We start from the raw sequence: 19,313 nt of genomic DNA on the forward strand, positions 1-19,313 counted from the left end.
CCAATCCTGCTGCGAAGTCAAGGCGGAGTAGAAATCCATGTACAACATGTTTTCGGTGAATCCAACGATTTTGGATACGAAAGTCCAGCAATGGCGCCAATTCCGTCTCTCGCGTGTAGCTTTCACTGTCGAACGCCTACAGAGCCACGTATTCCCCCGACGACAACAAGCTGCGGCTCTACAGCGACTCCCGCCTCGACGCCGAGACCTACCAGCGCGTCCGTGCGGCCGGGTTCCGGTACGCGCCGAAGCAGGAGCTGTTCTTCGCGCCCGGCTGGCACCCGTACCGCGAGGACCTGCTGCTGGAGCTGTGCGGCGAGATCGAGGACGCAGACACGACGCTGGTGGAACGCGCCGAGCAGCGCGCCGAGCGGTTCGGCGAGTTCAGCGACCGGCGCGCGGAGGCGGCGGAAAGCGCGCGTGCCGGGGTCAAGGCCATCGCCGACTGCATCCCGTTCGGCCAGCCGATCCTGGTCGGCCACCACAGCGAGGGGCGCGCCCGCAGGGACGCCGCGCGGATCCACAACGGGATGGGCCGCGCGGTCCGCCTGTGGGACCAGTCGGCGTACTGGCAGGAGCGCGCTCGGGCCGCGCTCCTCCACGCCCGGTACAAGGAGTTGCCGGCCGTGCGTGCGCGGCGCATCCGCGGCCTGGAGGCCGACCGCCGCGGCCACGTGCGCGACCGAGAGCAGGCGGAGCATTTCCTGAGCGAGTGGTCCAAGGAGGAGATCACGCTCGACCGTGCCAAGGCGATCGCCAACTTCGACAGCCGCACCTCCTACAAGTTCCCGCTGGACAAGTACCCGCGCGCGCTGCCGGCCAGCCAGTACGAGGGTGCGATGGGGCTCTGGAGCGCCCTCGACGGCGGCGTCATCACGGCCGAGCAGGCCCGTGACCTGGCCGTCGCCACGTGCCACCGCGCGATCGCGTGGGCGGACCGCTGGGTCGGGCACCTGGACAACCGCCTGGCCTACGAGCGCGCCATGCTCGAAGAGCAGGGCGGCATCGCCTCCGACCGGGTCAAGCCCGAGAAGGGCGGCGCATGCCAGTGCTGGGCCTCTCCCGGCCGGGGAGGGGCCGGCTCCGGGTGGTCGACCATCGTGAAAGTGAACCGCGTCTCCGTCACCGTCTACGACAACTGGCGGAACGGCGGAGCGAACTTTACTCGAACGATCCCGTTCGACAAGCTGGGGGCGCTCATGTCCAAGGCCGACGTTGACGCGGCCCGCGCGGACGGCCGCCTGCAGGATACGACCGACGGGGTCGGCTTCTACCTTTGCGCGCCCGAGCCGGAGGTGGTTGACTCGTCGGCACCGACCGAGGCGGAGCACGCGACACGGTCCGCCGACCCGCCCGCGGCGACCGGCGACGAAGCGACGCCGGTGGTGGGGCTGCAAGTCGTCGCTGCCCCGGTTGCGGCCGCGCCCGCCCCCCGTCCGGGCGGCACCGTTCCCACTGTGGCCGACGTCGGGGACGGGCCGCAGCTCCGGCTCCTCGCATAGGGGATGACCGGCATGCACACCTTCGACCCGGTGCCAGACGAGGAGGTGCCCGTCGCCCGACGCGGCGGCACCTTCTGCGGCGTTCGCCTGCCCCGTTCCGTGCCGTTCTTCGACTGCCGGTGGGATTCCGCGCGCCCGGAGCCGAGGAATCCCGACACGGGCGTGATCATGTGGGGGACCGAGCGCGCCGAGTTCGCGCTCGGCGAGCGGACGGCCGGAAGCTCCACCCGCTTCGCCCACCCGGCGGGGACCCTGACGCACCATGACGCGACCGAGCCCCGACACGCGCACCAGACGGCCGAAGACGTTCGGCGCCTGCGCGGGATGCTCGCGCGCGAGTTGTGGGAATACCGCAAGGCCCGCCTGAACCCCCCGGGCCCCGGCGAGGGCGGCGGCGTGGTGTTCCGGCCGGTGGCGGTCGCCCTGACCAACTTCGGCTCCACCATCCTCGCCGACCCCCGCGGATCGCTGACGTACCGGCTCGACGGGGCGCGCCCCGCGCGGGCGGCTCGGGCGAAGCGCCGTAATCGTCGCGCACCAGCCCGTCGGGCGCACGCCATGGAGGGTGAACCCACGGTCCAGCTCGGCACCACCTGAAGAATCCCGCGAAGCCCAAAAGTCAGGGGGAGCCACGCCCGTGTGTCTCCCCCCGTTCGCTGTCCCTCACCTTTCGGATCCGACGATGATCGACGCACCCGCGCAGGAGCGGCGGCTGTTCAAGATGCACCCCCGTCTTCTCCTCGACGTGATCCAGCGACAGGCGGGGTCTCTCGGCAAGGCGGTGCTCGAAGCGGTGATGAACGCGGTTGACGCGAAGGCGTCCCGCGTCGACATCTCGGTGACCACGGCCGGCGTGGTGATCACCGATGACGGCAAGGGGTTCCGCAACGCGGAGGAGATCGAAAAGTTCTTCGAGACCTTCGGCCAGCCGCACGAGGAAGCCGAGGAGAAGGTATACGCGGCCTTCAGGATGGGCAGGGGCCAGCTGTTCGCCTACGGCCGCAACCAGTGGAGGACCGGCCCGTACGCGATGGACGTAGATGTTAAGCTGATGGGGGCGGCGTATGACCTCCAGGAAGGCCTTCCGCACGCTCCCGGCTGCAAGATCGGGATCGACCTGTACGACAACCTCCGTATGCTGCCCTCCCAGCTCGACCGGTGTCTCGCGGACGTCGAGAAGTACGTGAAATACGTCACGATCCCCGTCGTCCTCAACGGCCGCCAGGTCTCCCGGGATCCCACGAGCGAGCGCTGGGACGTCGAAACCGAGGACTACTTCATCCGGTTCCGTACGACCGGGCCGGTGGACGTCTACAACCTGGGGGTCTGGGTAAGGGATTACGATTCGAGCCGGTTCGCTACCGGCGGCACCGTGGTGGCGAAGCAGAAGCTGGTGGTGAACTTCGCCCGAAACGATGTGATGGACGAGTGCCCGATCTGGCGCAGACTGCAGCGGGACCTCGACCAGAGGGCCCGCGACCGCGTTGCCCGGCGGAGTGAGCGGATGACGGAGGAGCAGCGGGAGTATGTCATCGCCCAGGTCCGCGCCGGGACACACGTAGACAACCTTCGATCCCTGCGGATCTTCGGGGACGTGCGCCGCGTCCACTGGTCGATCGACATGCTCGATCGCCACGTCCGCAAGCATCACATCACCCAGCTCGCGGCAGCCCAGCTGTACGACGGCCGCGGCGACAAGCTGATGCAGCTCAACTCGGCAGTCGTACTGTCCAGCGTCACGCTGGAACGCTTCCGCGTCGGATCCGTGTTGGAACTGGTGACGCTGCTCCAGGCCCGCGGCCTCTGGGACGGCGGACTGGCGTCCGTGACCCCGGTTGCCCTGGAGATCGCGGCGGCGGAACTGTCCGCGGTGAACCACATCGTGCCGGAAGCACAGTGGAAGCCGTGGGAGCGACTGGTCATCGAGTTCCTGAGCCGTGGCGCGATCATGTCCACGCTGTGCCCCGACCACCGTGCGAGCCGGGTGCTCAAGATCGGGGAATCCGACATCTACGCCGGCTGGACCGACGGCTCGACCTACATCGCCCTCGAGCGCCAACAGCTTCGCGGGTTGACCACGCTCGCGCAGTGGTACAGGCTCGGCCACATCCTGATCCACGAATACTGCCACGACGATTCGACGGAGAACACGCACGTCCACGGTGCCGAGTTCTTCGAGAACCACCACAACTTCACGCGTGAGCGCATCGGTCCGTTCCTCGAATCCGTGATGCGCGACTGGCCCGACGCCATCCGGCGTGACGGCCGCACCCTGCGGGGGCGCATCGCGAGGATGCGGGACGAGATCGCCCGGATCGAGCGTGAAGCCGAGAACCGCGTCGCGGTGGAAGAGGAGCACGAACGGGTATCGGCCCAGCTCGCGCTCTTCGACGCGCCGAGGGTCGCAGCCCACCGGCCCGCGAACCGCCGTGCTGCGTAGGCGGCCCCACTCTCAACTGAAGGCAACCGCGCCATGGAAGTGACCACCCCGCCCGCCGCCGGACCGGACCTCAGCAAGCCGTACTGCTACGCGATCCTGGAGGCCGAACTCGACCCCGAGGGATACGTCCCCTGCATCATCATGGAGGGCGAGGCCGGATACTGGGCCCTCCGCGGAAACGGCCCGTGCGCCACGCCGTGGTACTGGGGTACCACGCGCCAGATGGCCGACGAGCTCTGCCGTCGCGTCAACGAGCAGCGGGGGCTGTCGGACGGGGACGTCGCCCGCATCACGCTTACCTCGTTCGCCGCATCACCGCGTCCGCGCGACACCCGCGATTCCGCGTAGCCTACGGAGCAGTGCCCCGCTCGGCCCCGGCAGCAATGCCGGGGCCGTTTTTTCTTGCCGTGGCGGCCGGAGCGCCAAGAACCGCTTGTTTTTAGCCGGGGTACCACAGGTGCGGTCGCCTCGGCTATTCGAGGCCCCGCGCCCCGCCCGACGGACCGCGCGCCTCCTCCTTTCTTGCCCAGCCCGGTCCCCTATGGAGGAATTCGACCTTCCGTTCGCTTCCCAGCCCGCTTCCGCCGCCCGTGACGGGCCGCAGGTGGACTCCGACCAGGTCGCCCGCCAGGCAGCGGCGATGGCGCGGGAGATCGACCGGAGGCTCGCTCGCGAGCAGCCGGACCCGCAACTCCCCCCCATCCGGCGTCCGGCTCCCGAGCCGACGTACGCCGGGTCCGTGCGCCTGCCGCATTACTCCGCGCTCCACGACCCCGCCAAGCTGACCGGCGCGCGCAGCCGGCCGATGCGCCAGTTCCCCCAGCGATTCACGGAGTGCGTCTCCTGCGGGTACCGGAAGCTCGACACCCGGCTCGGGGACGCCAGGGCACTCGGCGTTGACGACCAGACCGCCGCCAACAACCGGCAGCATTTGGGTCCGGGGGAGCGCAGCTACAACCTCTGCGTAACGGACTACGACATCAACGGCACGGTCGAGACGGGTCTCTACAACCTCTGGAGGGAGGGCCGGGCGCGCGAGGACTCCCAACGGACCTTCCGTCAAGACCCGCGCTTCCAGGACATGGCCGACCGGCTGTCGGACATCGACTCCTGGCGGTGGGAGTACCGGAGCGGCCTCGACCTGGGCGCGGAGCTTCCCGACGTCCGCGAGATCGAAGCTCTGGCGTTCCTGGCGCCCGCGCCGAAGGGGGACGAGAACGAGATCGACTACCTGGGCGACGATTCCGAATACGACGGGTTCCAACTCGAGGAACGCGTCCCGGCGCTCTCCGACTATACGGGCGCCATCCCGGCCCCCGACGGGTACCGCATCGGCACGGCGGACCCCGAGTTCGCTCAGGGCGCGCCCTACGACCGTGCCACCGTCGGCGCAGCCGAGGCCGAGGGCTGGATGAGCGACGCGGAATGGGATGCGGCCAGGAAGCAGTTCTTCCGGGCCGCGTGGGATCGGGCGGGCGAGATCGAGGATCCCGGCATGCGGCACGAGGCGCGCGCCTTCCTCGCCCAGCGCTGGGATTCCCGCACGCAGCTGCTGGAGGGCGAGGGTGCACGCGTCGCCGTGACGAATCCGTTCGCCGAGCCGACGCGGACCGTCAAGACCCCGTACGCCCGGAGCGCGACGCCGTCCGGCGCGGACGAGGGGCTGGAGGGCGAGGCGCCGTGGAGGCAGGGCGCGCTGGCCCGCCACGAGGCCTCGGTGGCGAAGTTCCTGGAGGAGGTGAAGCCCAAGCTCGCCAAGCGCGGCCTGAGCGACGCGGCGATCGCGGAGATGACCTCCCTCCCGGAACTCAGGCCGAAGCGCCTCCCCCGGAGGATGAGGCGCGAGATCACCAAGCTGTGGGGACCGGCGAAGGACCGTCTCGTCCCCGGCCCCCAGTTCCATGTGGACAGGGAGCGTCTGCCCGAGGCGGTCGTGCAGGGTGAACGCGAGCCGACGTTCCCCGAGCGAATCGCGGCCATGCGCCGGACCGTCCGGCCCACCTTCCTTCCCCCGGCCGCGGAGCTGGACCAGGTCGCCACGCAGGGCGCGCAGCGCCGCTCGGTGATGGATGACGTGGACCGGATCCTGGTGATCGAAGCGGCCGCGGGCACCCTCGACCCGGAGCGCTTCCGCGAGATGGCTAAGCGCGCCCGCGAGCGGGACGCATTCCAGACGGACGTTCAGGCGATCGACGCCGTCCGCGAGAAAGTGCGGAAGTGGTCGGATGCGATCCACCGCGCCGACGTAGACGTCCGCGCCGCGACGACCAGCTTCGCGAAGGAGATCCGGGACGCGTTCAAGGATCCCAACGCGTTCCAGCAGGCGTTCAAGCAGCTCACGGACGACGAGAAGCGCCGCACCCTCGGGATGCTCCGCGAGCGGCCGGAGACCTTCACGAGCGAGTTCGCCACCACCTTCGGGCGCGACTTCGGCACCGCCGGCGAGCTGCGCGGCAATGGAGCCGCCGGGGAGGAGACCGGCGTACGGATCGGGAAGCTGAAACTGTTCGTCCGGCCGCCGACCGACCTGGAGCGCGCCGGCGTCCTCGCCGCGGCTGCCGGCGAGCGGTACCTGGACGCGGTGGCGTCCCGCGACGTGACGCGCAAGCACGCCGCCCTCAGCCTCGACCTCCCGGGCGAGGCCCCGCTGAAGCAGGTGCGCGACACCTGCACCGCGCGTCTGGAGGCTGCGACCCTGCAGAAGGCGCAGGTGATCGAATCCCGAGACTCGCTGCACGCCCCAACCACGAAGGCGCTCGCCGACGCGTTCGGCGCACTCCATCCGCAGGACCGCCAGCGCATGCTGCAGGAGGTCCCCGGCCTCACCCAGCTGCTTCCCGAGCGCCGACGCGAGCTCGCCCGCACGGGGCCGTCCCTCTGATAAACCGACTTTCACACGAGGTGAGCATGGATTCGACTCTCGAAGAACACCAGGTGGAGACCCCCGCCGGCGCCCGCGACGCGGTTCTCTTGCGGGCCCGCGAGGCCGTGTCGCGCATCGGGCGGTCCCACGGCTTCCTTGGCAACGACCAGCCGGAGACGATGAGCCTCGCCGCGATGCTCCGCGCCGTGAGCACGCAGTGGGTCGGGGCGCCCGACCCGGCCGGCGAGGAGCTGCTGCGCGAGCATCTGATCGCGTTCGCGAGGACGTTCGAGCTCGACGTCTGCCCGAGCGGCGATCCCGAGTGCTACTGCGTACAGCTCGATCGCGGCGACGCACGCGACGTGCTGCGCACCGTGGCCGACGTGTGGCACGGGCGCAGCGGAAACCCGGGCCCCGGCCCGGACGGTCCGTCGCTGCCGCGCATCTCGCCCGCGATCCTCGCCGAGATGGCGGAGGATCACGCCCACAACCTTCGCGTGCTGGACGGCCTCGCCCTGTTCCTCGACCCGGAGCGCGCGCCCGCGCTGCGGGCCGTAGTTGCCCACGCGCGCGACGCGGAGGGCGGCGCGTGGCTCCTGGAGGCGCGGGCGATGGCGACCGAGGCGCTGGCGTCGTGGGTGCCGAACCCATCGAGTCTCGCCGAGGTCGGCCGCGTCCTGGTCAGCGCGCTGAGCGTCGCGTTCCACGCGGACTGGATGTCGGCCGACGCAGCCGACCTGGAGCAGGCGGTCGCGGACGTCTGCGCGGGGGTGCTTGTCCGCGGGATTGCGCACGAGTTGGTCACCGCCGCGCTCTTCGCCCCGATCGGCGCCGCGATCTCCCTGGCCGACCTCGACGCGTTCGCCGACACGGAGATCCTGGCCGCGGCTTAGCCTCATCTCCCACCACCCCCGGCAGCATGCGGCCCGCATCCTCCTCCCGGGGGTGCGGGCCGCCGCCGTTGGGTGCGGAACCCCCGCACGGAGAAAAGGCGGTGCGCGCTCCGCGGCCGAGAGATCCCGAGCCGGTGGACACGCTCGCACCCCTCACCGGGAGTATCCCGACCCCATGATCCCGAGACCGACATCCGGCGGCGCGTCCGCGGCCGAGGCGGTGACCTCCGCCGCCCTGCAGGCCTACGCAACCGTCTGTCCCCTGTTCGGCAGTCCCACGCTCCGATACGACGCCGCTCGCGCGCACACGTCCGGGGACGCGCTGGCGGACTTCCTGGTCATCGAGCTGACCGAGGGCGCCGAGGGAGACAGCGACGCCGCGCGGTTCGAGCGGGCGGCGCAGCAGGTCGACTACGCGATCGGCTCGCTCCAGCACGTCGCCACGCAGCTCCACTCCCGCGCGATGGCGGCCGCGTCGCTCTCCCTCCCGCTGGGGGCGGAGGAAGACGTGGCCGAACCGGTGTTCGCCGGGGCCGGCGCCGCAGCGGTATCCTGGTGAGCGCGCGGGAGCTCCGCCACCCCAGTCTCGCCGACCCGACGCTGGCACGCCTCTGCCGCCCGGGCGCCGCCGCCGGCCGGCCGCCGGCGCGGACGCTTCGCGGCGCGGGCGGAGAGCCCTTCCTGCGGGAGGGTGGGCGAATCCTCTGGTCCGAGGAACCACGCTGCGAGCGATGCGGCGCGCCCTACGATCCGAGCTTTGTGTTCGCGCGATGGTGCCGGGACGTCTGCTGCCGCGGATCGGCGGACCGTAGGCTGCTGATCCTCGCCTGCTCTGAGCGCAAGGCTCGCGGAGTCGTCCCACTCCCCGCGTGGCACGTCTACCACGGGAACCTGTTCCGCGTCTGCAAGGGGCTGCTCGCGCGAGGCGCGTGGCCGACTGACGTGGGGATCCGAATCCTCTCGGCCGAGCACGGGCTGATCCGCCCGGACACACCGATCCTGCCGTACGACCGCAGGATGACGCCCGACCGCGCCCGGCAGCTTCGCGGGTGGGCGAGCAACCTCTCGCTGGCGGTGTTCGAGGAGGAGGCGGGCGAGGTGTACCTCGCCATGGGAGCGACGTACCGAATCGCGGTTCATGGCCTGTTTCCCGGCTACGTCCGCGTCACCGTTGGGGGCGCCGAGATCGGGATGATGCAGGCGGCGCTGAAATCTGGCTCCGCGAGCCGGCCGCCGAACTTCCCGGGCTGTTCCCGAACGGCGCGTGAACCTCCAGTCTTCCGCCGAACATGGATGACACTCCTTCGGTACCCGTCGCGCGCGCATGGAGGCCCGCCGCCCACGATGCCGGCCGCGCGGCCGCGCTCGCCCGGCGGCTGGGGCTCACGACCGCGGCGGCCACCACGGTCCTGGTATATGACGCGACGGCGCAGCCTGGCTCCGCCGGCGCGATCGCGGCCGCGCTCCGCACCGCGCACCTGGCGCCCGCGCCCGACCCAACTGGCCAGGTTCGCCGCGGCGCACCCGAACCCGCCGGGCACAAGCCCGTATTCCGGCGCCGCGGTCCAGCGGACGATCAGGACGATGGGGCGCACGGGCTTGCCGCTTCCTCACGCGTGGGCGCGGATCCGCGGCCAGCTGGAGGACGAGCGCGGGGGCCAGTCGGCCGCTGCCGCCTTCCACCGGGACGGGACCACGTTCGTCGTGGTCCATGACTCCCGCCGGGCACCGCTCGACCCGGCCGGCATGCGCACCATCTACGCGTGGGACTCATCCGCCGATGGCCCCGCACTGGGAAGCGGGGACGATCCGAACCCCGAAGGGAGAAAAGGGGCAGGGTGACGCGGTGAACAGGCCCACCGCGCCGCGCTCCCACCTTTCACGCACCTGACGAGCAATGACCCCCAAGCAGCCGACCGACCGGCGATCGCGCCCGTGGATCATTCCACCCGCGACCCCTCGACCCGCCCGGCAGTTCATCCGCGGCACCGAGATCCTGACCGAGCTCACCGGTTCGTTCCGGATCCTCCTCTGGCTCCTCTACCGCGACCTCGAGCTGTGCGTCACGGTCGCGCCCGAGCGCCGCGCGGGGCTCTTCCGGCTCGCTGGCCTGCGCGCGTTCGAGAAGGTCGCTCTCCCGGAGCCCGTGGCCGCCCACATCCGCGCGCTGTGCGAGGTGCTGGCGGACATCCGTCCGACCCGTGCAGCGGAATCCTGCCGGGCAATCGCGACCTGGGCTCGACCCCACGCGCCCCGCACCGCTCTCCTGTTCGCCGAGACGGCCGCCCGCTCTCACCCTGCATCCGCCACGCTCGCCCGCGACGTCGGGCTTCACGCGCTGGGCTGCGGACTCGTCCCGCAGGCGATGGCCTGGCTGAAGCGCGCGATCGCGCTAGGACGCCGCGCCGGGGACTGGATGACCTATGCCCAGGTGTACGCGGACCTTGCCGATCATGCGGAGGGCACAGGCGACTTCGCGCGGGCGCACAGGCACTACCGCCGGGCGATGCTCGTCTTCCGCCGGAAGAGCCTCGGCCGTGAGGTGCGCGCACGCGCCGCGACCGGGCTCCTCCGCGCCGCGTTGCGAAACGGGGATCCGGTCGCCGCCGACCGCCTGGCCCGCCTCGCCCTGCGCAGCTTCGACTCCGGGGACGCTCGTTCCGCCGAAGTACGGCTGCAGGTGGCACGGGCGCTCATGGAAGCGAGAGAGTACGCACGCGTCCTCGCCGTTTCCCGCGAGCGGCGCGTCGAAAGAGCACACGCATCCGAGCTGGCGATGGCCGGCCTCGCCGTGCGTGCGGCGGCAGTCCTGGGCGACACCGACAGCCTCGACGCCGAGTGGGACGAGTTCGTCGTCGCCGCGGATACCGCGGGCTCCGTCCAGTCGGCGGAGGTCGCGGAGACCGTCGCCGCCGTACTGGCCGCCATCCCCGGCCGCAACCCGCACGGCAGGCTGGAAGCGATCCGCGCAGAGGCCGCGCGGCTGCAGCGGGCGCCGCGGCCCTGACCCACCCGGAACCATCACTAGCACGTCCAGCCCACTCGCCACCACGACACCACATGAAGATCGCTACCCGCCCGGTTCTCGTGTTGCACGGGAACCGGGATCTCCGTGCGGCCATCCGCGAGCTTTCCGGTCGCGAATACTCGTTCCGGTCGGTCCGGGACTGGGACCAGCTCACCGAGGCCATCCACGACGCGCCCCCATCCGCCCTGGTCATGGTTGACCCGTTCGCAGAGTCGCCACGCAGGGGCATTTCCGCCCTTCAGACGCTCGTAGAGGAGTTTCCATCCATCCCGGTGCTCGCCGCGGTGAGCGTGACGCCTGGCTGCGGCGAAGACCTGGTCGCGCTTGCCGAGGCGGGGGCCGTCGACATCATCGCGATCGGGCACGACGACACGCCGGAAGCCATCCGCGAGCGCCTTCGCCTGGCTCGCTCCCGCCCGCTGAAGGTGCTTCTCGATCGGCTGCTGCCCGAGGATATGCCCGGCCGCGCGCGCGCGATCGTCGAGGCCGCCGCAGACGTGGTCGCGGTCGGCGGCTACGCCCGCGACCTGAGCGCCGAGCTGCGCATGGGGGCCCGCACACTGTCGCGCTGGACCGAGCGGTCCGGATTGCCGGTGCCCCGCCGGCTCCTCGCCTGGCTCCGGATCCTCATGGCCGCGCAGCTCCTGGACGACCGAGGCCGCACCGTCCTCTCCGTCGCGCTCGCGTGCGGATACTCCTCCGACGCGGGGCTGCGGCGCGTGATGCAGACGTTCCTGGGCGAGACGCCCACGCGCCTCCGCCGGCGGGCCCGCGCCTTCGACACCGCGGCGGGGGCGTTCCTCGCCAGCCTGCAGCCCCATCGCAAGCACGGGAGCTAGACCAGGTGGCGGAAGATCCCAGCATGCCGCCACCGCCGGATCCGCCACCGCCGGCTCCTCGGCGAGAAGGAGACGGCAAGAAACCGGTGATCCTCGATCCGAGGTGGCGGCGCCTGATCACGGTGGCCTCGTGACGCCGACGCCCGGGGCGGCGGAAGGCGATTCCCGGTGACGGCCGGGCCGACCCCGATCAGAAAAGGGAACGGGGCGGGGTCGAATCCGCGGCCCTGAGTCCGAATTCCATTCGCCCGGGCGGCAGACACCCATGACACGTTCGACATCCACCCTGGCCACGGCGATCCTCCGGTTCCTCCTCAAAATTGCGCAAGGGGGGGCGGATTCGAGCGGCGTGGCGTCGCCGGCTGGGCGGCGGTGGCCGAGATGCACACCGGCACCGGCTGCGCGTCCCTGGAGGAGGACATCGCAGTCCTCATGGCGGCGGGCATGGTGAGCCGCGACGACGCGCGGATCGCCGGGACGAGCGCCCCGGTACGGGTCTACCGGATCACGGACGCCGGCGCGCAGCACATCGCTGGCGAGCAGCGGACCGCGCAGGCCAGCGTGCCGGCGCCGGACGAGGCCGAGGACGAGGACGAGCGCGTATACGTCCGGCCGGGGGTGGCCGCGGCGCTCCGCGCCCTCACCGCGTGCCAGGCCGTGAAGGCGATGGAGTGGCGCGAGCCGGCCGACGCGGAGCCGGCCGCGCCGCCTGATCAGCGCAGCACGACCCGCGCATCCCTCTCATGAGATCGCGGCCGGAGCCCAGGCGCTCCGCCCGCGTTTCGCGTTCCCCGGAGAATCGAAATGGCAGCGAAAAGCATCGCCAGTTTTACGATCGGCATCGGCTTGCTCAACGTTCCCGTCGGCATCTACTCGGCGGTCCGCGACGACCGCGTCGCGCTGCGCCAGATGTGCGCCGCGCACAAGAGCCGCATCGAGCAGCGGACCATCTGCAAGGCGGGCGGCGAAGTGGTCGAGAAGATCGTGAAGGGCTACGAGGTCGTGGGCGGAGAGTATGTCATCCTCACCGAGGACGATCTCGCCTCGGCCGCCCTGGACATCTCCAAGCGGTTCATGATCGAGGCGTGCGTCCCAGCCGAAGCTCTTGACCCGCGGTACTTCGACAAGCCGTACTTCGTGCTCCCGCAGGCGAAAGACGCCGGCCCGGCGTACGTGCTTCTCCGGGATGCGCTCCGAGCGTCCGCGCGCATCGGCATCGGGCGCGTGACCATTCGCAGCAAGCAGCACATCTCCGCCCTCGGGGTGATCGGGGACGCGCTGGTGCTCCAGCTCCTCCACTGGCCCGACGAGCTGGTCGACATGGGCGAGTACGCCTTCCCGGCCGGCGAGGCGAACGCGGCCGAGCTGGCGATGGCCCGGCAGCTGGTCGGCGCGCTGCCGAGCGAGTTCCAGCCGGAGGGATACAAGAACCAGTACCGGCTCAACCTGGAGGCGCTGATCGAAGCGAAGATCGAGGGCAGGGACTCGCCGTTCGAGGAGTCGCCGGAACCCGAGCAGCCCGCCGCCGCGAGCCTCTTCGCGCTGCTGCAGGCATCCGTGGATCAGATCCAGCGGGCGGCGGCGTAGACGATGAGCTTCACCCCGATGTTCGCGGAGGCCGCGACGGTTCTGCCGCAGGGTCCGGAATGGCGGTACGAGCCGAAGTACGACGGGATGCGCGCCCTGGGCGTCGCGTCCGCCCATGCCGCACAGCTCCTGTCGCGCGAGGGTCACGACTACAGCAGGCAGTTTCCGGAAGTGGTGGAGGCGCTCGCCGAGCTTCGCGCGGCGGTGGGCGCCGACCTCATCCTGGACGGGGAGCTCGTCGCGTGCCTGAGCGACGGATATGCGGGCTATCACGCGCTTTCCCACAGGCTCGGGGTCCAGGACAAGTTCCGGATCAAGATCCTGCGTATCCGGACCCCGGCCGCGCTCGTCTCTTTCGACCTGCTCGTGCTCGGCTCCCGGCCCCTGATCAACGACACCCTGACGGCGAGGCGCGCCGCGCTCGAAGAGCTGCTTGCTTCGCGCGTGGGCCCGCAGCTCCGCATCGCCGACCACTCCGACGACGCCGACCTGATGCACGCGCGCGCCCACGCGGAAGGGTGGGAGGGCGTGATCGCGAAGCAGGCTCACTCCAGGTATCTCCCGGGGAAGCGCAGCTCGGCGTGGGTGAAGTACAAACCGACGCTGCGCCAGGAGTTCGTGATTGCCGGCTTCACCGAGTCCGACCGTCGTGACCATCTGCGCGCGATCCTGGTCGGCTACTACTCCGACGGGAAGCTGGTGTATGCCGGCGACGTGGGTTCAGGCTTCGCCGCGAAATCCCTCGCGGCGGTGCGGGACGTGCTCGACCCGCTCGTACAGGCCGAGTGCCCCTTCTCCGTCGCGCCGAAGACCGACCGTCGGCCGGTCTGGGTGACGCCGCGCGTGCTCGCCGAAGTGCAATTCGACTGCTGGACGCCCGACGGGAAGATGCGCTTTCCGCGCTTCCTCGGATTGCGGTACGACAAACCCGCGCTCGCCGTCGTGCGGGAATCCGACTAGCGGGGCGCGTGGAACGACGCCCGCCGAAATCGCAGCGGCCGGCGGGCGCCATCTCGCTGGCCGCCTCCGTTCTTCTCCCGCAGCCAGTCGTTGAGAGACCGTAGCCAACCCTCAGAGAAAAAGGGGGGTGTCCTGCGAGACGCCGCGGCGGTCTCCACCCGGTTCCCGCGATGCAGTCATGATTCGCCGGGGTCGCTCCAGCCGTTCAGCTCGGCCGGGCAGGCGCGACGGGGGTTGGCAGCCGTGATGCCTCCACGGCGCGACGCCGCAGCGACCGCACTGGGTGAAGTGTGCCTCGTTCGGGGTACCGGAAGGAATCCACCTCTCCAGCCGTAGTAGCTTCTAGCGCACGCGCGGCCGTTTCACAGTTCTGCTCCTCCAAGTCGATCCCATACGCCGCAATACTCAGTTCTTTAGCCGCCACGAGGAAGTTCCCGCTCCCGAAGAACGTGTCCGCCATGCTGCTCGCGCCGAACATGCTGAGCAGGTGCCGGCCAAGCGCGATTGGCTTTTCGTGGATGTGACGGCGCCGCTTCGGGGGCACCGGTTTGTAACCGCGAATGATGCTCCCGCCCCGCTTGACGTTGAGCTTTCCGTCACCCGCAGAGGCGATGAACTCGTAGTCGGTCCCCGGGTGCTCCTTGTCTCCTAAACCCGGATGCCCTTTGTCCCAGATTAGGAGCCCGCGCTGGCGAAAGTATTGCCCGACGATGTCGGAAACGTCAGCGTACGCCTTCCAATGACAGAACCAGAGGACGTGCTCCGCCTGGATCAGCGGTAGTACCTGCCGATAGAGCCTCACCGACTGTCGAATCCCATCGTTACGCACAGGTCGGAGCTTCCGCCCGCGCACCCGGTTGCTGGTGAAGTGGTGCCCGTACGACGGGTCCGTGAGGAGGAGATCCACGTGAGGGATGGCATCCGCTGCGTCGCGCGCGTCCGCGTGGTACAAGGTCGTATGGCTGTCCTGGTAGTAGTAGCGCATCTCTCCTGATCAAGTAGGGCTCCCAGCCGGGCCATCGGGCCGTTGGTGCGTGTCAGCGGCCCCGCGGGCGGAGCACGGTGCGCCGGGTCTGTGGCCCGCGTTCTTCCATCAGCCAGGGCTGCGGGTGCTGTCCCGACTCCTCGTGCAGGCGGATTAAGAATTCAACCAGGTGTCGACGTGCCCACGCACGCTGAAACGCTCGAAAGTCGGAAGTGAGCAGGTGGAGCGCGACCACACCGGGTGCGGTATCAGGCTCGGGCCGGTCGGCGCACCATTCCCGGATACGCCGACGCGCCACCCGGCTGGGCGTCGACCCGTCCAAGAACTTCCGTAAACTGCCGCGGGAGACTCCGACCAACCCCGCGAGCAGGCGCTGCGGGATCGTTCGAAGCGCACAGCGGAGCGCCGCTCGACGGCGCTCGGCGACACGCGCTCGCTCAAGTACCCGGCGTTCTTCCCGAGCGCTCATTCCGCGGGTTCTCGCCGCGTGTCCATTGTGTCCATTCCGTCTACTCTGGGGCCCAAACCCACGCAGAGTTGAACCCGGGTGCGGGTTTCCACCGCAAGCACCGGGGCCCACGCCAGTTCAGCCTCATGGGTGGACAGTCGCGTTGAGTCCAACGCGAGCTGGACATGGGTGGGAGCGGCAATACCGGCGCGTGCCGCGTCGACCACCACCGCAGCCATACCAATCGCAGTTGGCCGATAGAAGTATGCAGGACGCCGTCGACCCTCCAGAACTGCGTGCCGCCGCTCCACCAGGCGGCGGGCGATCAGCCACGGGAGTTCCTCGTTGCAGAGCAGCAGGGCTCCATGACGCGTGATTTCCAGGGCGTTCATCCACCCGTGCGCTCCCCACCTGCGCGGCCCGACCCCCGCCTGTGCATACCGCCTCAGGACTTCCAGCGCGCCCCACGCGCGCACGGGCACATAGAGCGCCCCCGCCTCCGAATCCGAGTTTTCGGGCGTACGCCACGCAGCGGGGACCTCCGTCCCCTCCCACGCGGCGAGCTCGCGCGCGCCTGGTTCGGATAGCCGGTACAACCACACAGGACGTTTTCGTCCCTGTTCACGGATGTCCACCCGATCCACCCAACCCTGCCTCGCCACCCGCGGCAGCACGTCCACCAGGTAGACGCCAACCCCAATCTCAACCTCCTCGCTGCTGTGCCAACCGCGTACGCCTCGGCGGCGCCAACCGCGGTCAGCCAGTGCCTGCTCCCTCAAGAAGCGGAGCGCGAGGAACTTAGTGGTCCTCGCGTCGATCTTCGCTACGGCAGAGTCGAGCATGGCTCACCGAAACTGGGGGGAAGACTGCAAGCCTATACGACGTGCTCGATTTACTCGTCCCGTACCAGCGAAAACGCGTCGCCGTCCGCCACAGAGTGACGCACAGGTGCACCGTCGCGGTGCCAGAGGCGGAAAGTCACCTGCGTTCGGCCCAGCGCGTTTTGCGGACCGATATGGGCCCGTGATGGTGTCATTCGAGGCGCGGGTCAGTGCCGCTCACGCGCGCTCCGCGACCTGTGCCGCGATAGTTCGCGCAGGAACTGCTTGGCCGCCGCGGCGAATGCTCCACGCTTTCGCAGCGCGCTGGGATTGCTTCCGACAAAGGTGAGCATCACGCGGCGGAGGCCCGAGTCTGAGGAGTAGCCGGTGGCCTGGGCCACAGAGAGCACTCGGCGGCCTCGGTCATCCAGCATCTCGGCAGCCAGGAGGATGCGCATCCATGCGAGCAGCCGGCGCGGGGGTGGGAGTCCCGCGCGGAGGCACCACCGGAGGAGCGTCCGGCGCGAGAGTCCCAATCGGCCTGCCAGATCGCTCGCACCGCCGCTGACGGCTACTACCGCCGCCGCAGCGTCCAGTATGGCACGGGCGCGGCCCGGCAGCTCAGCGGGCAGCACCTGCTCCAGCAACGCGCGCAACGGCGCTCCCTGGGAGGTGCGGAAGCGCGCGACCATCGCCTGGAGCGTGTCATCGTGCCCCAGGGAGATCACATCCACCACGCCCAGCTTCCCGAGCAGCTTGAGGTCCCCCCCCGCGCCTTCCGAGACCTCCAGGGCCGCGATCACCGCGGTACTCGGGAACTCCAGGAGCAGCGTCTGCAACTCGGGGGCGATCCCGAGCCGCGGATGGGTTCCCACGTACGGGCCGACCACCACGAGAGCGGAAGGAGGAGCTTCCTCCACTTGGGCGATAAGATCCGACCAACCCTGCACGGCGCGGTATTCAAACTCCTGTGGCGGGAGCGAACGAACCCGCTGGTGGAGACGCGGCTCGTCGTGGAGCACGAGAACGGGCCGTCGCTGCACCCTCACCGGGCCACATCCCCACGGTGTTGGCTGGCAAGCAGCCTGGCCTCCGCCGCGACTTCGCCCAGCCCGAGCTGATCGGCCGCGTCGGCCGCCCGGCGCGCCGCGTAGTCGGCTCGCCCCCGCTCGCCTGCAGCGTGCGCTGCGCGAGCAAGGTCCATGAACGCGCCCGCCCTCGCCAACGTCTCACCTGCCGCGTCCGCGAGCGAGCTGGCGCGCTCCCACGCCTCCTCGAAGGCGATTCGGTGCTCGCTTCCGGCCGTAGCACGGACGAGGAGGACGGCCGTGTCAAGCCGCGTCTCCGGCGATTCGATTGCAGCCCGGAGGCTGAGCAGCACCGGAATGGCCCGCGTGGGGTCGCCACTCGCGATCCAGAACTGTGCTACGTGCCGCAGCACCGCGCGTTGCTCGGCCGATTGGCGGCCGAACGCCCGGACGGCGATGTCCAGGTAGCGTTCGACCTCCTGCACGTCCGCCGCGGCCGTTCCAAGGCGCAGCAGGCCATACGCCGCCCGGCCGCGGGTCTGTCGTAGACCGAACCGGCGTGCGAACCGACACGCTCGCAAAAGAAACGGGCGCGCTGTTTCGCCATTGCCCTTGGCCTCGTGGAGTTCAGCCAGGCCGAGGAGTGCCTCCGCGTATGCCTCCCACTCTGCCCCACGCCGGGCCAGTCCCACCGCCCGACGCAAGTAGGCATCAGCCCTGTTGTGACTGCCGAACCGGAGAGCCACGGCCCCTGCTCCCGCCGCAAGTGCCCCGGAGGCAGGGTCGGCGAGCGCGGCGGCCTCCGCGAATGCCACGGCCGTCCCGCCCCACCCCCGTCGTGCAGCCCATCGGGAAATCTCTCTGCACGCTGCGGTGATCGCGTCGGCGCCCACGCCGGACGGGCGCGCGGCCACGGCCGCCAGGGCCGCCACCGCGCCCCGAACGTCTTCATCGAAATTCACCCGGGACGAAAGCGCGGCTCGCCCAGCTTCCGCATTTGCGTCGAACAGGCCACCGCGCAACGCAGGATCAGTTGCGGACCAAAGGAGCACGTCGCGGAGCACCTGCCAGAGTACCAGACCGGCGTCGCCCGGACACTCCTGCAGGACGCGTAAGCCAGGGGGGCCCTCGTCCGGCTCGCGCGTGAGCGGCGGGGGGACGCACCACAGCCGTGGCCGGCTGTGGCGCGTTGCAGCGGGTGCGCGCTTGCCTGAGATGCGACGGGGCTCCTGCGAGTCGGCGTTCTGCATGATCTGGTCAGCGTGATGTTCGTGGTGCGAGCCGCGCATTCCGGCACGCCAGCTACTGCTGAATCGGGCCAGCGTGGTGCGACGGACGACGTGCCTGAGCACTCCGCGGCGACGGTTAACCACCGGACGTCACGACGCCACCCGGGCGAAGTGAACGTGGCACGGACGGAGGGGAATTCTCAGGTACGCCGGACAGCGCAGCCGACCGCGCATCGTTACTGAGCGGAGCACCGGAGCTGTCATCGCAGTGGTCCGTTGCGGCCACACAATCGGGGCGCTCGCAAGGTTGCGTCATAATGAATCGTCACCGGTGCGGAGGCAGAAAAGGTGCGGCCCCGCTCCTCCTGGAGCGCACTCGAATATCGGCGTCTGTGATGCGAGAAGGGTAGTCCGTGCGACTTGTCGGGAAATGGAGCAACCTGGCCGCTCGCGCTCAGTTGACACGACCAGAGTAGACAGAGTGCCCATCCGCACCGATTGAACTCGCGGAGAAGAGAAACGAACCCGTGCCGAGTGGCGCGTTCGGTCTCCCCGTGCTAGGTGGCGTGATCCGTGTGCCTAAGGTAGCTTCTCCCTGCGCCCCCTTGGCGCTTTGGAGGGACCACCCACACGAGAGGGTTTAGACCATGCGTACCAAGCTCTTCGCGTCGCTCCTCGCCATCTGCGCGG

17 protein-coding genes are annotated in these 19,313 nt (G+C 70.0%); 13 read left to right on the plus strand and 4 right to left on the minus strand.

The genetic code is table 11. The annotated features are described in order from the left end of the window. Nucleotides 1–344: 344 nt before the first annotated feature. From VF584_23090 to ligD, 13 genes are all read left to right on the plus strand, one after another. A complete protein-coding gene (locus tag VF584_23090) occupies nt 345–1,502 on the plus strand; it encodes a DUF3560 domain-containing protein (protein HEX8213080.1) in 1,158 nt (385 codons plus the stop codon). A 12-nt stretch (nt 1,503–1,514) separates the two neighbouring features. Continuing rightward, the gene (locus tag VF584_23095) at nt 1,515–2,099 is read left to right on the plus strand and encodes a hypothetical protein (GenBank protein HEX8213081.1); all 585 of its coding nucleotides are present in this window, start codon (nt 1,515–1,517) and stop codon (nt 2,097–2,099) included. Nucleotides 2,100–2,184: 85 nt separating this feature from the next. After that, complete coding sequence (locus VF584_23100; protein HEX8213082.1) at nt 2,185–3,942, plus strand: ATP-binding protein; 1,758 nt, start codon at nt 2,185–2,187, stop codon at nt 3,940–3,942. A 33-nt stretch (nt 3,943–3,975) separates the two neighbouring features. Next, the gene (locus VF584_23105) at nt 3,976–4,290 is read left to right on the plus strand and encodes a hypothetical protein (GenBank protein ID HEX8213083.1); all 315 of its coding nucleotides are present in this window, start codon (nt 3,976–3,978) and stop codon (nt 4,288–4,290) included. Between the two features lie 193 nt (nt 4,291–4,483). Beyond that, nucleotides 4,484–6,823 (plus strand): hypothetical protein, encoded by a 2,340-nt coding sequence (locus VF584_23110; GenBank protein ID HEX8213084.1) that lies wholly within the window; start codon nt 4,484–4,486, stop codon nt 6,821–6,823. Between the two features lie 26 nt (nt 6,824–6,849). Continuing rightward, nucleotides 6,850–7,698: a hypothetical protein gene (locus VF584_23115; protein HEX8213085.1), complete on the plus strand. Its 849-nt coding sequence runs from the start codon at nt 6,850–6,852 to the stop codon at nt 7,696–7,698. A 175-nt stretch (nt 7,699–7,873) separates the two neighbouring features. Continuing rightward, a complete protein-coding gene (locus VF584_23120; GenBank protein ID HEX8213086.1) occupies nt 7,874–8,257 on the plus strand; it encodes a hypothetical protein in 384 nt (127 codons plus the stop codon). Between the two features lie 200 nt (nt 8,258–8,457). Continuing rightward, nucleotides 8,458–9,540 carry a hypothetical protein gene (locus VF584_23125; GenBank protein ID HEX8213087.1) on the plus strand — a complete coding sequence of 361 codons (1,083 nt, stop codon included), beginning with the start codon at nt 8,458–8,460 and terminating at the stop codon, nt 9,538–9,540. Nucleotides 9,541–9,595: 55 nt separating this feature from the next. Beyond that, entirely contained in the window at nt 9,596–10,705 is a 1,110-nt protein-coding gene (locus VF584_23130; GenBank protein HEX8213088.1) for a hypothetical protein, read from the plus strand. Nucleotides 10,706–10,758: 53 nt separating this feature from the next. Then, nucleotides 10,759–11,565 (plus strand): helix-turn-helix domain-containing protein, encoded by an 807-nt coding sequence (locus VF584_23135; GenBank protein HEX8213089.1) that lies wholly within the window; start codon nt 10,759–10,761, stop codon nt 11,563–11,565. A gap of 381 nt (nt 11,566–11,946) precedes the next feature. Beyond that, entirely contained in the window at nt 11,947–12,312 is a 366-nt protein-coding gene (locus tag VF584_23140) for a hypothetical protein (GenBank protein ID HEX8213090.1), read from the plus strand. A 57-nt stretch (nt 12,313–12,369) separates the two neighbouring features. Continuing rightward, nucleotides 12,370–13,152 (plus strand): Ku protein, encoded by a 783-nt coding sequence (locus VF584_23145; GenBank protein ID HEX8213091.1) that lies wholly within the window; start codon nt 12,370–12,372, stop codon nt 13,150–13,152. A 3-nt stretch (nt 13,153–13,155) separates the two neighbouring features. Beyond that, nucleotides 13,156–14,112, plus strand: coding sequence for a non-homologous end-joining DNA ligase (gene ligD / locus VF584_23150; GenBank protein HEX8213092.1), 957 nt, complete (start codon nt 13,156–13,158; stop codon nt 14,110–14,112). 205 nt (nt 14,113–14,317) lie between these two features. On the opposite strand, the gene VF584_23155 is transcribed toward ligD, so the two are convergent. From VF584_23155 to VF584_23170, 4 genes are all read right to left on the minus strand, one after another. Continuing rightward, a complete protein-coding gene (locus VF584_23155) occupies nt 14,318–15,097 on the minus strand; it encodes a hypothetical protein (GenBank protein HEX8213093.1) in 780 nt (259 codons plus the stop codon). A gap of 465 nt (nt 15,098–15,562) precedes the next feature. Beyond that, on the minus strand, nt 15,563–15,937 hold the full coding sequence (locus VF584_23160) for a hypothetical protein (protein ID HEX8213094.1): 375 nt from the start codon (nt 15,935–15,937) through the stop codon (nt 15,563–15,565). A 656-nt stretch (nt 15,938–16,593) separates the two neighbouring features. After that, nucleotides 16,594–17,388, minus strand: coding sequence for a helix-turn-helix domain-containing protein (locus tag VF584_23165; GenBank protein HEX8213095.1), 795 nt, complete (start codon nt 17,386–17,388; stop codon nt 16,594–16,596). A gap of 23 nt (nt 17,389–17,411) precedes the next feature. Beyond that, complete coding sequence (locus VF584_23170; protein HEX8213096.1) at nt 17,412–18,458, minus strand: hypothetical protein; 1,047 nt, start codon at nt 18,456–18,458, stop codon at nt 17,412–17,414. Nucleotides 18,459–19,313: the final 855 nt, after the last annotated feature.

This window comes from Longimicrobium sp. (assembly GCA_036389135.1).
Classification (GTDB): Bacteria; Gemmatimonadota; Gemmatimonadetes; order Longimicrobiales; family Longimicrobiaceae; genus Longimicrobium.

What these genes read in the sequence shown, in the direction of transcription:
- VF584_23095 (HEX8213081.1), top strand. Translation starts at nt 1,515, where the DNA reads ATGCACACCTTCGACCCGGTGCCAGACGAGGAGGTGCCCGTCGCCCGA.
- VF584_23100 (HEX8213082.1), top strand. Translation starts at nt 2,185, where the DNA reads ATGATCGACGCACCCGCGCAGGAGCGGCGGCTGTTCAAGATGCACCCC.
- VF584_23105 (HEX8213083.1), top strand. Translation starts at nt 3,976, where the DNA reads ATGGAAGTGACCACCCCGCCCGCCGCCGGACCGGACCTCAGCAAGCCG.
- VF584_23110 (HEX8213084.1), top strand. Translation starts at nt 4,484, where the DNA reads ATGGAGGAATTCGACCTTCCGTTCGCTTCCCAGCCCGCTTCCGCCGCC.
- VF584_23115 (HEX8213085.1), top strand. Translation starts at nt 6,850, where the DNA reads ATGGATTCGACTCTCGAAGAACACCAGGTGGAGACCCCCGCCGGCGCC.
- VF584_23120 (HEX8213086.1), top strand. Translation starts at nt 7,874, where the DNA reads ATGATCCCGAGACCGACATCCGGCGGCGCGTCCGCGGCCGAGGCGGTG.
- VF584_23130 (HEX8213088.1), top strand. Translation starts at nt 9,596, where the DNA reads ATGACCCCCAAGCAGCCGACCGACCGGCGATCGCGCCCGTGGATCATT.
- VF584_23135 (HEX8213089.1), top strand. Translation starts at nt 10,759, where the DNA reads ATGAAGATCGCTACCCGCCCGGTTCTCGTGTTGCACGGGAACCGGGAT.
- VF584_23140 (HEX8213090.1), top strand. Translation starts at nt 11,947, where the DNA reads ATGCACACCGGCACCGGCTGCGCGTCCCTGGAGGAGGACATCGCAGTC.
- VF584_23145 (HEX8213091.1), top strand. Translation starts at nt 12,370, where the DNA reads ATGGCAGCGAAAAGCATCGCCAGTTTTACGATCGGCATCGGCTTGCTC.
- ligD (HEX8213092.1), top strand. Translation starts at nt 13,156, where the DNA reads ATGAGCTTCACCCCGATGTTCGCGGAGGCCGCGACGGTTCTGCCGCAG.
- VF584_23155 (HEX8213093.1), bottom strand. Translation starts at nt 15,097, where the DNA reads ATGCGCTACTACTACCAGGACAGCCATACGACCTTGTACCACGCGGAC.
- VF584_23160 (HEX8213094.1), bottom strand. Translation starts at nt 15,937, where the DNA reads ATGAACGCCCTGGAAATCACGCGTCATGGAGCCCTGCTGCTCTGCAAC.